Source organism: Kocuria sp. NPDC057446, assembly GCF_042802875.1.
GTDB lineage: Bacteria > Actinomycetota > Actinomycetes > Actinomycetales > Micrococcaceae > Kocuria.
The window spans coordinates 1-12952 of sequence record NZ_JBHVDI010000108.1 but is presented as its reverse complement, the minus strand read 5'-3'; the positions used below and the strand labels follow the sequence as shown (position 1 = coordinate 12952).

Annotated in this window: 13 protein-coding genes; 7 read left to right on the top strand and 6 right to left on the bottom strand. The window is 70.2% G+C overall.

Going from position 1 to position 12952, the window contains the following annotated elements; all coding sequences use genetic code 11:
- Positions 1-48 precede the first annotated feature (48 nt).
- The 3 genes from ACFU0Y_RS12880 to ACFU0Y_RS12870 form a co-directional block, all read right to left on the bottom strand.
- Complete coding sequence (locus ACFU0Y_RS12880) at positions 49-384, bottom strand: RNA polymerase-binding protein RbpA (protein WP_031283042.1); 336 nt, start codon at positions 382-384, stop codon at positions 49-51.
- Positions 385-551: 167 nt separating this feature from the next.
- Positions 552-1673, bottom strand: a complete 1122-nt coding sequence (locus ACFU0Y_RS12875) for an SPFH domain-containing protein (RefSeq protein ID WP_380214927.1) — start codon at positions 1671-1673, stop codon at positions 552-554.
- A 64-nt stretch (positions 1674-1737) separates the two neighbouring features.
- Positions 1738-2229 carry an NfeD family protein gene (locus tag ACFU0Y_RS12870; protein WP_380214926.1) on the bottom strand — a complete coding sequence of 164 codons (492 nt, stop codon included), beginning with the start codon at positions 2227-2229 and terminating at the stop codon, positions 1738-1740.
- Positions 2230-2501: 272 nt separating this feature from the next.
- Here ACFU0Y_RS12870 and ACFU0Y_RS12865 point away from each other — a divergent pair, with 272 nt between their 5' ends.
- Positions 2502-2906: a hypothetical protein gene (locus tag ACFU0Y_RS12865; RefSeq protein WP_380214925.1), complete on the top strand. Its 405-nt coding sequence runs from the start codon at positions 2502-2504 to the stop codon at positions 2904-2906.
- On the opposite strand, the gene ACFU0Y_RS12860 is transcribed toward ACFU0Y_RS12865, so the two are convergent.
- On the bottom strand, positions 2887-4332 hold the full coding sequence (locus tag ACFU0Y_RS12860) for an alanine racemase (RefSeq protein ID WP_380214924.1): 1446 nt from the start codon (positions 4330-4332) through the stop codon (positions 2887-2889). The two genes, ACFU0Y_RS12865 and ACFU0Y_RS12860, sit on opposite strands and share 20 nt — an antisense overlap.
- Before the next feature lie 871 nt (positions 4333-5203).
- Between ACFU0Y_RS12860 and ACFU0Y_RS12855 the strand changes: the two genes are divergently transcribed.
- Together ACFU0Y_RS12855 and ACFU0Y_RS12850 are read left to right on the top strand one after the other, a co-directional pair.
- Positions 5204-5620 (top strand): DUF3054 domain-containing protein, encoded by a 417-nt coding sequence (locus tag ACFU0Y_RS12855; protein WP_380214923.1) that lies wholly within the window; start codon positions 5204-5206, stop codon positions 5618-5620.
- Positions 5621-5669: 49 nt separating this feature from the next.
- Positions 5670-5948, top strand: coding sequence for an Lrp/AsnC family transcriptional regulator (locus ACFU0Y_RS12850; RefSeq protein ID WP_017833527.1), 279 nt, complete (start codon positions 5670-5672; stop codon positions 5946-5948).
- A gap of 192 nt (positions 5949-6140) precedes the next feature.
- Here ACFU0Y_RS12850 and trpD read toward each other — a convergent pair whose 3' ends face one another.
- Positions 6141-7199: an anthranilate phosphoribosyltransferase gene (gene trpD / locus ACFU0Y_RS12845; protein WP_380214922.1), complete on the bottom strand. Its 1059-nt coding sequence runs from the start codon at positions 7197-7199 to the stop codon at positions 6141-6143.
- 248 nt (positions 7200-7447) lie between these two features.
- On the opposite strand from trpD, the gene ACFU0Y_RS12840 reads away from it, so the two are divergent.
- From ACFU0Y_RS12840 to ACFU0Y_RS12825, 4 genes are all read left to right on the top strand, one after another.
- Entirely contained in the window at positions 7448-8086 is a 639-nt protein-coding gene (locus ACFU0Y_RS12840; RefSeq protein ID WP_380214921.1) for a heme-copper oxidase subunit III, read from the top strand.
- A gap of 59 nt (positions 8087-8145) precedes the next feature.
- Positions 8146-8937 (top strand): c-type cytochrome, encoded by a 792-nt coding sequence (locus ACFU0Y_RS12835; protein ID WP_380214920.1) that lies wholly within the window; start codon positions 8146-8148, stop codon positions 8935-8937.
- 73 nt (positions 8938-9010) lie between these two features.
- Positions 9011-10102 carry a Rieske 2Fe-2S domain-containing protein gene (locus tag ACFU0Y_RS12830; protein WP_380214919.1) on the top strand — a complete coding sequence of 364 codons (1092 nt, stop codon included), beginning with the start codon at positions 9011-9013 and terminating at the stop codon, positions 10100-10102.
- Positions 10102-11763, top strand: a complete 1662-nt coding sequence (locus ACFU0Y_RS12825; protein WP_380214918.1) for a cytochrome bc complex cytochrome b subunit — start codon at positions 10102-10104, stop codon at positions 11761-11763. Before ACFU0Y_RS12830 ends, ACFU0Y_RS12825 begins: the two co-directional genes overlap by 1 nt.
- Before the next feature lie 590 nt (positions 11764-12353).
- Here the strand turns inward: ACFU0Y_RS12825 and ACFU0Y_RS12820 are convergent.
- Positions 12354-12952, bottom strand: a 599-nt coding sequence (locus tag ACFU0Y_RS12820) for an IS30 family transposase (protein WP_380214917.1), incomplete at its 5' end; no start/stop codon positions are given.

Below are 12952 nucleotides of genomic sequence, written 5' to 3'. Positions count from 1 at the left end.
GCCCCACCCGATCGGGTGGGGCCCTCCGCACGTTCCGGGGCAGGGCGATCAGATCGCGTGCTTCTCCCGGTAGAACTCGACGCGCTGGGCGAGGATCTCCTCCAGCTCGTCCGTGCTGCGCCGCTCCAGGAGCATGTCCCAGTGCGTGCGCTGGTGCTTCTCGTTGGGGTTCACCGGCTTCTCGCCGTTGACGATGATCGCTTCCTTGCCGGTCTTGGAGACCCACACCGGCGGGATCTCCGCCTCCGCCGCGAAGGTGACCGTGACCTTCTCGCCGTCCGCGGTGCGGTACTCGACGCGCTGGCGCGGAGCCGGCTCGACACCGGCCTCCGTCTCCATCGACTGGGAGCCCAGACGCATTCCCCTGAGGCTGCGATCGCTCATTGTGGTGGTTCCTCCATAACTGACGGTGGCCACGGCCGTGGCGCACGCTCGGGCTGACGGCGGGTCGGGGGACCCGGGATCCGTTGGGTGCAACGCGCACGCTGCCGGGGTTGTTCCCCGGACCGGCCCCGGAGCGACCTCCCGTGCTCCCGGGCCGGTCCGCCGGGTCAGCGGGCTTCCGGGCCGTCCTGCGGGGGCATGGGGTCGTCGAGGCGCACGGGGGCGTCCGGGTCGATCGTCGAGGGGCGGGGGATCGTGAACTCGTCTGGGTCGACCGTGGTGCGCTCCAGGTTGGGCTGGAGGTCCTCCTCCGTGACCCGGACCGCCTCGGGCGTCACGAGCGGCTCGTCGGCGTGCTCGGGACCCGGCTCGTCGTCGGCGTCGGACCAGGTCCGCTCCGGGCCCTGGCCGTCCTCGTCGGGGCGGGAGAGGAAGTCGCCCACGCCGCGCAGGGCGTCGCCGAGCTCGGCGGGGATCATCCACACCTTGTTGGCGCTGCCCTCGGCGACCTTGGGCAGGGTCTGGATGTACTGGTAGGCCAGCAGCTTCTGCGTCGGACGAGCCCGGTGGATGGAGTCGAAGACCTTCCGGATGGCCTGGGCCTCGCCGTCGGCGCGAAGGATCGCGGCCTTCGCCTCGCCCTCCGCGGAGAGGATGGCCGCCTGCCGCTGGCCCTCTGCCATCAGGATCCGGGACTGCTTGTCGCCCTCGGCCGTGAGGATCACCGCGCGGCGCTCCCGCTCGGCGCGCATCTGCTTCTCCATCGAGTCCTGGATGGACGGCGGGGGAGTGATCTCCTTGATGTCCACCCGGGACACGCGGATGCCCCAGCGTCCCGTGGTGGAGTCCAGGACGCCGCGCAGCTCGGCGTTGATCTTGTCGCGGGAGGTCAGCGCCTCCTCCAGGTTCAGCCCGCCCACGACGTTGCGCAGGGTCGCCGACGTCAGCTGGTCGGCGGCCTGGATGTAGTCGACGATCTCGTAGGTCGCGGCCCGCGGGTCCATGACCTGGAAGTAGACCACGGTGTCGATGCCGACCACGAGGTTGTCCTCGGTGATCACGGACTGCGCCGGGAAGGACTGGACCTGCTCGCGCAGGTCGATCAGCGGCAGGAGCCGGTCCACGAAGGGGATCAGGAAGTGCAGGCCCGGGTTGAGGGTGCTCTGGTACTTGCCGAGGCGCTCGACGATGCCGGCCCGGGCCTGCGGGATGATCCGCACCGACCGCAGCAGGATGATGAAGACCAGGATGACCAGGATGACGAGGAGGACGATGACGGCTAGGTCCACAGGTGCCTCTTTCGGTGGGGCCGTTCCGGGCGGCGGGGAGGCCGCGCCGGAGCGGTCGTGGGAATCAGAAGGACGGGCGCGGCGCCGGTCCGCCGTCGGCGGCCGGGGCGGGGAACGGGGCGACGAGGACGGTGGCGCCCTCGATGTCGTGGACGAAGACGTCGGCGCCGGGGGGCAGCTGCTCGCCGGTGACCGAGCGGGCGCTCCAGGTGTCGCCCTCCAGCCGCACGAGCCCGCTGCGGCCGGTCACCGGGTCCAGCACCTGGCAGGGGAGGCCGATGAGCCGGGCGGCGTTGGAGGCGGTCCCGGGCGCGGACCGGTTGAGGCGGCGCAGCGCCACCGGTCTGACCACGAAGATGAGCAGCACCGAGGCGAGGGCGAAGGTCACCACCTGGAGCACGAAGTTGTCCGTCACCCAGCTCACCGCGAAGGCCAGCAGCGCGGCGGCGGACATCATCAGGAAGAGGAAGTCCAGGGTCAGCATCTCGATGGCCGCCAGCCCGATCACGGCGATCAGCCACAGGACCCACGAGTTCTCGACCAGCCACTCCCACATGTTCGTCCCCGGCCTTCCGATCCGCTTCCGCGAGGGCGCCCCCGCCATGGTTCCCATTCTGCCCCACGGGCCTGACAGGACGCTGGACCGGCGTGGCGGCGGACCGCCCCGGGCGTCCCCGGAATAGGCGCCGTTCCGGGGACGTTGGGATGTCTACGGTGGTGGCACCGGGTCCACCGGGGACCGCAGGAGGCCGCCGCCCGTCGACCCGGCCCGGCGTCCGCCGCGGGGTCCCAGACCGCCGGTCCCCGGTCAGCGGGAGGAGGAGATCCGTGAAGCTCATCACCTCGGTGGCGGTCTCCGCCGCTGGCGCCTGGCTCGCCGGGACCGCGACCGCCGTCGTCGGCCTCTCGGCCCTGCAGTCGCGGCTGCCTGCCATGATCGCCCGGGGCGTCCCCGCCGAGCCCGACTTCGAACGCGCCGTCGTCCTGCTCGGCACCGGCCGCTGCGCGCCGGACGACGACCGTGCGGAGGTCCTGCGGACCCGGCTCGAGGAGTTCTCCGGCCGTCCCGTCGTCTACGTGGACCTCACCGTCCGGCCGGGCACCTCCGCCCGCAGGGCCGCCCGCACGCGCGAGCTGGCACGGGAGTTCCACGCCGACCTCGTGCTGGACCACGACGTCGACGACTCGGTCGGCCGACTCCGGACGGAGTCCTTCACCCGCCGCTGGTCGTGACCGGCAGCGGGGCCGTCGCGTCGAGCACGTGGAAGGCCTCCGCGCTGAAGTCGATCTCGACCTCGTCGCCGGTGACCGCCTCCGGGACCTCGGAGAGGTCGAGGGTCAGGACCGTACCGTGGTCGAGCAGCACCGGGACCTGCTTGCCGCCGACCGTGAACGTGAGGTCGTTCTCCCGGGACGGGATGTGGTGGACGAGACCCACCTTCTTCGGCGACGTGGTCGGGTCGGTGCAGCCGTAGTCGATGCACCAGCCCTCGGGGAGCGTCTTGACCTGGCTCAGCTGCGTGGTCCAGGAGTAGAGGTTCGTCTCCGGCGGGCTGCTGGCGAAGAACATCCCGCCGATCCGCAGCAGGTCGTAGTATAAGGAGTCGATCTCCTGGTCGAGGACGTCGCTGGCCCCGGCGTGGATCAGCGCGTCCTGTCCCAGGCCTGCGTCGCGGATCGCCGCCACCGCGCCGTCGAAGCGGTTCTTCTGGGCGACCGTGGTGTTGGCGGTGTCGTTGCGCTCGATGGCGTCCTTGTCCTCCGCCGTGACGGTGGAGAAGTGCGTCGCGATGCCGGCGAGCTCCAGGTGCGGGGCGTCCTCGACGGCCCGGGCCAGGGGGAGCGCCTCCTCCGGCACCACGCCCTCACGACCCATGCCCGTGTCGACCCACAGGTGGACCTTCAGCGTCCCACCGGTCGTGGACAGCACCTGCTCGGCCTTCTCGACCCAGGCGGGATCCGTGGCGGCGACCTCGACGTCGTAGTGCATCAGCAGGGGGATGTCCTCGATCTGGGCGACGTAGAGGACCGCGATCTTCGCCTCGACGCCGGCCTCGCGCAGTGCGATGGCGTCGTCGAGCTTCGGCACGAAGACGTAGTCCACGTCGGCGGCCTCCTCGATGACCTTCCCGAAGACGTCCACGGGCTCACCGTTCTTGAGCACCGCACCCAGCTGGACGTTCGAGGGGAAGTCCGCCCGGATGTCCTCGGCGTTGCGCCGCACGGTCTCGGTGTCCACGGTCAGCACGGGGATGTCCTGCGTGCCCTGCGTGGTGTAGGTGTAGGCGGTCTTCTCCCCGATGTCGCTGCCGCCGGAGGCGAAGGAGACCTCGACCGTGCCCGGCGTGCCGCGGGCCGGGGCCACGCAGGCGTGGCGGGCCGAGCGGTCGTCGAACTCGCACTCGACCTCCGACTCGCCGAAGCGGACGGTGACCGGGCCGTCGACGTCCCCACCGGTGTCCGCCAGGACCATGTTCCCGCCCTGCAGGCCGCCGTGCGAGGGGGAGAGGGCCACCGATCCGGAGGCGACCGCGGGCGGAGCGTCCGAGCCCTCGTCCTGTCCGCAGCCGGCCAGGGCCAGCACCGACAGCGCCAGCACGGAGGTCACCAGCCGGCGCCCCCGGCCGCTCGTCGCCGTCACACAGTTCTGTCGTCCCACGAATGTCCTCCCATGAACCCCTGATTTGCCGATGCGAATTCGGCTCGGCCACGGCGAGCGTATCGGCGGGGTGGAGCCCGAAGGGCCTCTGCGGCGCATTTCCCCCACAAGTGGCCACAAGAACGGAGGCGGGGCGGCGCAACATTTGGAGATCAACGGGTGCACCTCGGTTGCCCGGAAAGGAGCGTCTGCCGCGGCCGGCACGAGCGTCACGCCGGCGGCGGACCATGGGCCGTCCGGGAGCGGCCGTACGGACAGCGCCGCGTGCCGACGATGCCGGCGCGCGGCGCGGGGCGGTCTCGACCACACCGTCCGGCGCCGTCGTGGCGCGGCACCGCGGCACCAGGCCGGACCGCGCCCGTGCGTTCCGTCGGCGGCCGTCGACCCACCACGGCGTGACCCGCGGACGGTCGACGGGACGTCGCCGGGCAGCAGCGCGAGGACGTGCCACCAGAGGGACGTACACGGCCGGTCATGACCCCTTTCCAAAACGCCGATAATCGGCATTATGTAAAGTGGGCGGAACGGAGGGCTCCCCTCCGGGTTCCGCCCACCCGTTCTGTACCACCGTCCCGTTCGTCCTGCCGCCCACGGTGCGAACTCGAGCGGCACCGGCCCCCAGGCCCGCCCGGCCAGCATCGGCGGATCCAGGGACACTCTGGACGCGAGGAGTCGGCCGTGATCGGCCGGTTCCACCCGGCGGCGACCGTCTCGGATCCTCGGCTGCCGTCCAGCACGTGTTGGCCGGCAGTTCTCGACCACCGGTAGAAGGTTGAGACTTTTCCATCGCGGGTGTCTCAACCTTCAACATGCACCTGAAGCTCCTCCGCAGTCGGGTCGCGGTCCGCCGAGGCCGCACTAGACTGCGAGCATGCACACGTCGGCCCCCCTCACCGCCCGTCCGGAGCAACGCACCACGGGCCCCGGCCCGTGGCAGGTCGCGCTGAGCACGGACGTGCTGCTCGTCCTCCTCTTCGCCGGGCTGGGACGCAGCACGCACGCCCTGGACGCCGCGGGAATTCTGGTGACCGCGTGGCCGTTCCTCACCGGACTCCTCCTGGGCTGGCTCGTGTGGCGCGTGCGCCGCGCGCCGTTCTCCGTCGGGCCGCCGGGCGTCGCACTGTGGATCACGACCGTGGCCGTGGGCATGGGGCTGCGCCTTGTCGCCGGCGAGGGCACGGCGCCGAGCTTCGTGCTCGTCACGCTCGGTGTGCTCGGCGCCTTCCTGCTGGGTCCGCGAGCCCTCGTCACGGCGCTGCGCGCGAATCGTTCCCGTCGATCGGACTGATCCGCACCGCCGCACCGGCCCTGTACCACCCTCCCGAGAAAGGTGCTCCATGCTCACCGCCATCGTCCTCATCAAGACCTCCGCCGACCGGATCCCCGAGGTCGCCGAGCAGATCTCCGACATCCCCGGCATCAGCGAGGTGTACTCCGTCACGGGCGACTGGGACCTCATCGCCATGGTGCGCGTGCACCGGCACGAGGACCTCGCGGACGTCATCGCCGACCGGCTCTCCAAGGTCGAGGGCGTCGTGGGCACGAACACCAACATCGCCTTCCGCACGTACAGCAAGCACGACCTGGAGGCCGCCTTCTCGCTCGGCATCGACTGACCGGTCCTTGCTGACGGGTCGCCGCCAACGGGTCTCCGCCGACAAGTCCCCGCCGACCGGATTCCGGCGGCCTGCCCGGCAGGACAGCGGCGCGGCGACCCGGTGCGCGGACGGCGGGAGGCCGGTGGGGAGCTCGCCCCACCGGCCTCCGTCGTCGAGGTCCGTCCGCGACCGTCTCCGCCGGCGGACGCCTCAGTCCGTGGTGTGGGCGATCCAGCGGTCCAGCACGGCACGGGCGGCCCCGCTGTCGATCGCCTCCTCGGCACGCCGCACCGCCGCGGCCAGCCGGTCCGGGAAGGAGCCCTCCGCGGCGGGATCGAAGGCGACGAGCCCGGCGGCGGAGTTGAGCAGCACGGCGTTGCGCACGTGCCCCTTCTCCCCCGCCAGGACCTGCTCGACGACACCCGCGTTGTAGCGGGCGTCCTGCCCCCGGAGGTCCTCGATGGTGGCCCGGGGCATGCCCAGGTCGAGGGGCTCGAGGTCGTGGTGGTCGACCCGCCCGTCGCGGACCTCCCACACCTCGGAGGACGCGGTCACCGTGAGCTCGTCGAGACCGTCCCCGCCCCGGAAGACGAGAGCACGGTCGCCGCGGGTCGCGAAGACGCCGGCGATCAGCGGCGCCAGCGAGCGGTCGGCCACGCCGATGGCGGACGCCTCGACGCGCGCCGGGTTCGTGATGGGCCCCAGGAAGTTGAAGGCGGTGGCCACGCGCAGCTGCGACCGGGCCGCCGCGGCGAAACGCATCGACGGGTGGAAGGTCTGGGCGAAGAGGAACGTGATGCCCACGTGCCGGGCCGCGGACTCGACCGTCTCGACCGGCAGGTCGAGACGGACCCCGAGCGCCTCCAGGACGTCGGCGGAGCCCGACTTCGAGGACGACGCCCGGTTGCCGTGCTTCACGACCTTCGCGCCCGCGCCCGCGCACACGAGGGCGGACATCGTGGAGATGTTCACGCTGGAGAGCCGGTCGCCACCGGTCCCGACGATGTCCAGGGCCGGGCCGGGGATGTCGACGGGCCGCGCGTTGCCGACCATGGCGTCGGCCAGGCCGGTCAGCTCCTCGACCGTCTCCCCCTTGGCCCGCAGCGCCACGAGGAAGCCGGCGATGACGACGTCGGACACCTCGCCCGACATGATCGTGTCCATGGCCCAGTAGGCCTGGTCGCGGGTCAGGTCGGTGCCGGCGATCAGGGCAGTGATCAGGTCCGGCCACTCGAAGTGCGGTGCGGTCGTCGGTGTCGTCGTGTTCACGCTCCCGATCGTATCGCCCGCCGCCGGAACGGCGAGCACGGCTCCCGGGCTGCGTGACACCCGGTCGGGTCCGTGTGACAGGGATCGCACCCCGCCTCCCGGAGCGCCCGGATCCGTGTCCACCCGGGCCCCGGGCACGGGTCGGCACGGCACGCCACGTCAGCGGGCACGCCGGGCTTCCGGACACGCGAACCGCCCGGCCCCGCCCGTGGTTGGTCCACCGGGAGTTTTGGCGACATAATGTCTCTGTGACGACTGCAACCCATACCCCAGCCAAGCCGGTAGGCGGGTCGATCAACCGACCCAACCTCACCTCAGTGGGCACCATCGTGTGGCTCGCTTCCGAGGTGATGTTCTTCGCCGGCCTCTTTGCCATGTACTTCACCCTGCGCTCCACCTCCCCGGAGCTCTGGGCCGAGGAGTCCGCCAAGCTCAACATCCCGCTGGCCCTCGCCAACACCATCGTGCTGGTGCTGAGCTCGGTGACCTGCCAGTTCGGCGTCTTCGCGGCCGAGCGCCTCCAACCCCGCCGCACCGGCGGCGTGTTCGACGTCCGCCGGTGGGGCATGGTCGAGTGGTTCGCCCTGACGTTCCTGATGGGCGCGGTCTTCGTGGCGGTGCAGTCCTTCGAGTACGCCGAGCTGGTCGCCCACGGCATCAGCATCCCGGCCAACTCCTACGGCTCCGCCTTCTACATCACCACGGGCTTCCACGCACTGCACGTGACCGGCGGTCTCATCGCGTTCCTGTTCATCATGGGCCGTGCCTTCGTCGCCAAGCGGTTCGGCCACTTCGAGGCCACCTCCGCCATCGTCGTGTCCTACTACTGGCACTTCGTGGACGTCGTCTGGATCGTGCTGTTCCTCGTGGTCTACTTCCTCCGGTAGGCCGCGCCGTCCTGCGGACGCACCAAGCAACCCAACACCGAGTTAAAGGAACGTTTGACGTGAAGGCACTTTCGCAGCAGCGGCGCCACCCTCTGGCCGTCCTGGTACTGATGGTCCTGGCCCTGCTCCTCAGCGGTGGGCTCTACGCAGTCGCCACCACCACCAACGAGGCCAGGGCCCAGACCGAGTCCTACACCGCGCAGGACATCGAGGAGGGCGAGAAGCTGTTCGTCGCGAACTGCTCCACCTGCCACGGCCTCGACGGCGCCGGGACCCCCTCGGGCCCGTCGCTCGTCGGCGTCGGTGCCGCCGCCGTCGACTTCCAGGTGGGCACCGGCCGCATGCCCATGCAGGCCAACGGCCCCCAGGCCGAGCAGAAGGCGGTCCAGTTCAACGACGACCAGGTCCGCCAGATGGCCGCCTACGTGGCGGGCTTCGGCGCCGGCCCGGGTCTCCCGGAGGAGCAGTACCTGGACGTCACCCAGGGCAACGCCGCCAACGGTGCCAAGGTCTTCCTCGCCAACTGCGCCATGTGCCACAACGCGGCCGGTGCCGGTGGCGCGCTGACCCGCGGCAAGTACGCACCCACGGTGATGGGCGTCGAGGAGAAGCACATCTACACGGCCATGCAGACGGGGCCGCAGAACATGCCCGTGTTCAACGACGCGAACATCACTCCTGAGGAGAAGCGGGACGTCATCACCTACCTGAAGACCCTCGAGGAGAGCCCCAACCCCGGCGGCTTCGGCCTGGGCAACCTCGGCCCGGTGTCGGAGGGACTGTTCGTCTGGACCATCGGACTCGCCGTCATCATCGGGTTCACCGTCTGGCTCACCTCGCGCTCCGCCTGACGCTCCGCGCCGGCAGCGGATGTCGGACCTCCAAGCTACGATCAACTGCACCAAGAGAAGAATGAGGGACCACATGGGAAGCCACAGTGACGGCACCCCCCAGACGGGAACCGTTGCCACTACGGGCACCACGGCGATGGAGCGTTTCCCCGACCCCGGACTGCCTCCGCACCGCCCGCGCCTGACGGACGTCGACTCCAGGTCCGCCAAGCGCGCCGAACGGCAGGTCGTCCTGCTGTTCCTGCTCTCGATCATCGGATCGATCCTGTTCTTCGTCGGATACTTCGGCATCCGCGTGGACGGCCCCATCTACGACGTCACCAACACCGATCCCACACGGGCTCTGCAGCTGCAGAACCTCCTGCTCGGACTGGGCATCGCGCTGGCCATGTTCGGCATCGGCCTGGGCGTCGTCCACTGGGCCCGCACCCTCATGCCGGACCACGAGCTGGTCGAGGAACGGCATGCCGTGCGCACGGAGGAGCAGCGCGCCGAGGCGCAGGGCATCCTGACCACGATCTACGACGAGTCGGGGATCAAGCGCCGGCCGCTGCTGCGCAACACCCTCATCGGCGCGGCCGTCCTCGCTCCCCTGCCCTTCGTCGGTCTGCTCCGGGATCTCGGACCCACCGATCTGCGCGTCCTCACGAGGACCCTGTGGGACGAGGGAGTCCGACTCGTGCGGGACCCCTCGGGCACGCCCATCAAGGCCTCGGACGTCACGCTGGGCTCCACGTTCCACGTGCTGCCCGAGAACCTGAGCCAGTTCGGGCACAACGACGGGTATCTGGACGAGAAGGCCAAGGCCGTGGTCCTGCTCATGCGCCTGGACCCGGAGACCGTCAACGTCTCCCCCGAACGAGCCGACTGGAACGTCGACGGCATCTTCGCCTACTCGAAGGTCTGCACGCACGTCGGCTGCCCGGTCGCCCTCTACGAGCAGCAGACGCACCACCTGCTCTGCCCGTGCCACCAGTCCACGTTCGACCTCACCAACGAGTGCGAGGTCATCTTCGGGCCGGCTTCCAGGCCCCTTCCCCAGCTGCCGATCACCGTGGACGACGAGGGCTACCTCGTGGCCCGCAGCGACTTCCAGGAGCCGGTCGGTCCGACCTACTCCCAGCGGGGTACCCATATCGAAGAGATGCAGGGTGAGGCGAACTGATGTCAACGTCCACTGATTACGAGTACAGGCCCCAGACGGGCACCGGCCGGATCGCGAACTTCGTCGACACCCGTGTCGGCGTGTCCCCGATGGTCAAGGAGTTCGGCCGGAAGATCTTCCCCGACCACTGGTCTTTCATGTTCGGCGAGGTGGCCCTCTACACCTTCGTCATCCTGCTCCTCTCCGGCACGTTCCTGGCCCTGTGGTTCGAGCCGTCGATGGCGGCCCTGGACTACGAAGGCTCCTACGTCCCGATGCAGGGTGTGGAGATGTCCGCCGCCTACGCGTCGACGCTCGACATCTCGTTCGACATCCGCGGCGGTCTCTTCCTGCGCCAGATCCACCACTGGTCCGCGCTGGTCTTCGCCGCGGCCGTGTCCGTGCACATGCTCCGCGTGTTCTTCACCGGGGCGTTCCGTCGCCCCCGCGAGCTGAACTGGCTCGTCGGCGTCGCGCTCTTCCTGCTCGCGATCGTGGCCGGCTTCACCGGCTACTCCCTCCCCGACGACGTGCTCTCCGGCAACGGTTTGCGCATCGCCGACGCGATCCTGAAGGCCATGCCCATCGTGGGCGCCTACCTGTCGATGTTCCTGTTCGGCGGCGAGTTCCCCGGGCACGACATCATCGCGCGGCTCTACATCCTGCACGTGCTGGTCATCCCCGCGATCATCCTGCTGCTGATCGTGGTCCACCTGTTCATGGTCGTGGTCCACAAGCACACCCAGTTCCCCGGCCCCGGCCGCACCGAGAACAACGTGGTCGGCTTCCCCGTGGGTCCCGTCTACGCGGCCAAGGCCGGCGGCTTCTTCTTCATCGTGTTCGGCATCATGGCGCTCATGGCGGCCACCACCACCATCAACGCCGTCTGGAACTACGGCCCGTACGATCCGTCCCCCGTCCAGGCCGGCTCGCAGCCCGACTGGTACATGGGCTTCACCGACGGCGCCGTCCGCCTGATGCCCGGTACCTGGCCGTTCAACTGGGAGTGGACCTTCTGGGGCATCTCGCTCCCCATGAACGTCCTGCTCCCGATGATGCCGCTCGCGGTGCTCTTCGGTCTGATGGCCGCCTGGCCCTGGATCGAGCGGTGGGTGACGAAGGACGACCGGGAGCACCACCTCCTCGACCGTCCGCGGAACGCGCCGTTCCGCACCGCCATGGGCGCCGCCGGCGTGACCTTCTACACCGTGCAGCTCGTCACGGGCAGCGGCGATCTCATCGCCACGCACTTCAACCTGGCCGTGAACGACGTCCTGTACTGGCTGCGCGCCCTGTACTTCCTCGGGCCCATCCTGGCGTTCGTGATCACCCGGCGCATCTGCCTGGCACTGCAGCGCAAGGATCGCGAGATCGTGCTCCACGGTCGCGAGACCGGTCGGGTGCAGCAGCTGCCCCACGGCGAGTTCATCGAAGTTCACGAGCCGCTCGACGAGTACAAGCGCTACCGTCTCGTCGACATGCCGAACTACGAGGTTCTGCCCGCGCAGCCCAACGCCAAGGGCAAGATCACGCGCGCCGAGAAGACGCGTGAGCGGGTCAGCCGGTTCTTCTTCGAGGACCGTGTGGCGCCGGTGACGCCGGCCGAGCTCGAAGCGGCCCACCACCACCACGAGGCCGACGCCCTGACCGGCGGATCCCAGGACCGGGAACTCGTGCGCTGAGCGGCAGGTCCGTCAGACAGGGCCCCGGGAGGAGAGATCCTCCCGGGGCCCTGTCGTGTGCTCCGGGCCCTTCGAGGCCGTCCGCACGAGCCGCGCTCCATCCCCGCACTTCGAGGATGCCCAGCGCCCTGCTGCGGGGGCAGACGCATTCATCCTCGCATCTGGTGTCCGCGCCAGGATCGGGTCGCCCGACGGCGTCCTAGAGGCTGTGATCGTGCCGCTCCGGTCGCATTCCAGGGTGCAACTACGTAGCTGTGCAGGACGCTCCTCCGCGTCGGTCGGACCCACGAGGTCAGGACGGGGACGGTGGTCGTCAGCCCGAGGGCCATGAAGACGGTCCCGGAGGCGCGGTCGACCGGGCGGATCACCGTGCGGCGGATGAGCCGGGTGGCCGGGGTGTGGACGGTCAGGGTCGCCAGGACCACAGAGGTCCCGATGGCCTCCGCCCCAGTCCCGCCCATGACCGCCACGACGTGCAGGGCTTCGGCCCCGGGCGGGGAGAACTGCGGCAGCGGGGTGTCGACGGCACGTGAAAACTGACCCCGTGGCGGCAGGCGGATTCAACAGCTCGTCGCAACACCGGCCTGGTTTCAGCATGACATTTTCGCGGTGAACACGGTGGCCGGTGTTGCCCAACCGAGCACCTTCCGCGGACGGGTGTTGAGCAACAGCTCCACTCTGGCGAGATCCCCGGCGGTGTGCCCGCTCAGGTCCGTGCCCTTCGGGAAGTACTGGCGCAGTAGTCCGTTCATGTTCTCGTTGGACCCCCGCATCCACGGACTGGCCGGGGCGGCGAAGTACACGCCCTCGCTGAACCAGGCAGCCACCAGGTCGTGGCGGGCCATCTCCGACCCCTGATCCCAGGTCAACGTCCGCCGCGCCGGCTGCGGCAGGTCCGCCACCAGTACCTCCAGAGCATCGGTCAGCGCCTGCGCGGCGTGGCCGTGCGGCAGGTGCACCAGGCGCACGTAGCGACTGGTGCGGTCCACCAGCGTCCCGATCGCCGAGCGTCCCTTCGCCCCCACGATGAGGTCACCCTCCCAATCGCCGATCCGCACCCGCTCCTCGACCACGGCCGGGCGCCGATCGATCACCAGCCCCGGGGCCACGAACCGCGGGGCCCGCTGGTCCGGGCGCCGGCGGCGCCGGCGCATCGACCGGCCCGTGCGCAACCGGGCGGTCAGCCGCC

Excerpts from the sequence above, each read along its gene's own strand:
- ACFU0Y_RS12830 (WP_380214919.1), top strand. The coding sequence starts at position 9,011 with ATGGGAAGCCACAGTGACGGCACCCCCCAGACGGGAACCGTTGCCACT.
- ACFU0Y_RS12870 (WP_380214926.1), bottom strand. The coding sequence starts at position 2,229 with ATGTGGGAGTGGCTGGTCGAGAACTCGTGGGTCCTGTGGCTGATCGCC.
- ACFU0Y_RS12880 (WP_031283042.1), bottom strand. The coding sequence starts at position 384 with ATGAGCGATCGCAGCCTCAGGGGAATGCGTCTGGGCTCCCAGTCGATG.
- ACFU0Y_RS12825 (WP_380214918.1), top strand. The coding sequence starts at position 10,102 with ATGTCAACGTCCACTGATTACGAGTACAGGCCCCAGACGGGCACCGGC.
- ACFU0Y_RS12855 (WP_380214923.1), top strand. The coding sequence starts at position 5,204 with ATGCACACGTCGGCCCCCCTCACCGCCCGTCCGGAGCAACGCACCACG.
- ACFU0Y_RS12850 (WP_017833527.1), top strand. The coding sequence starts at position 5,670 with ATGCTCACCGCCATCGTCCTCATCAAGACCTCCGCCGACCGGATCCCC.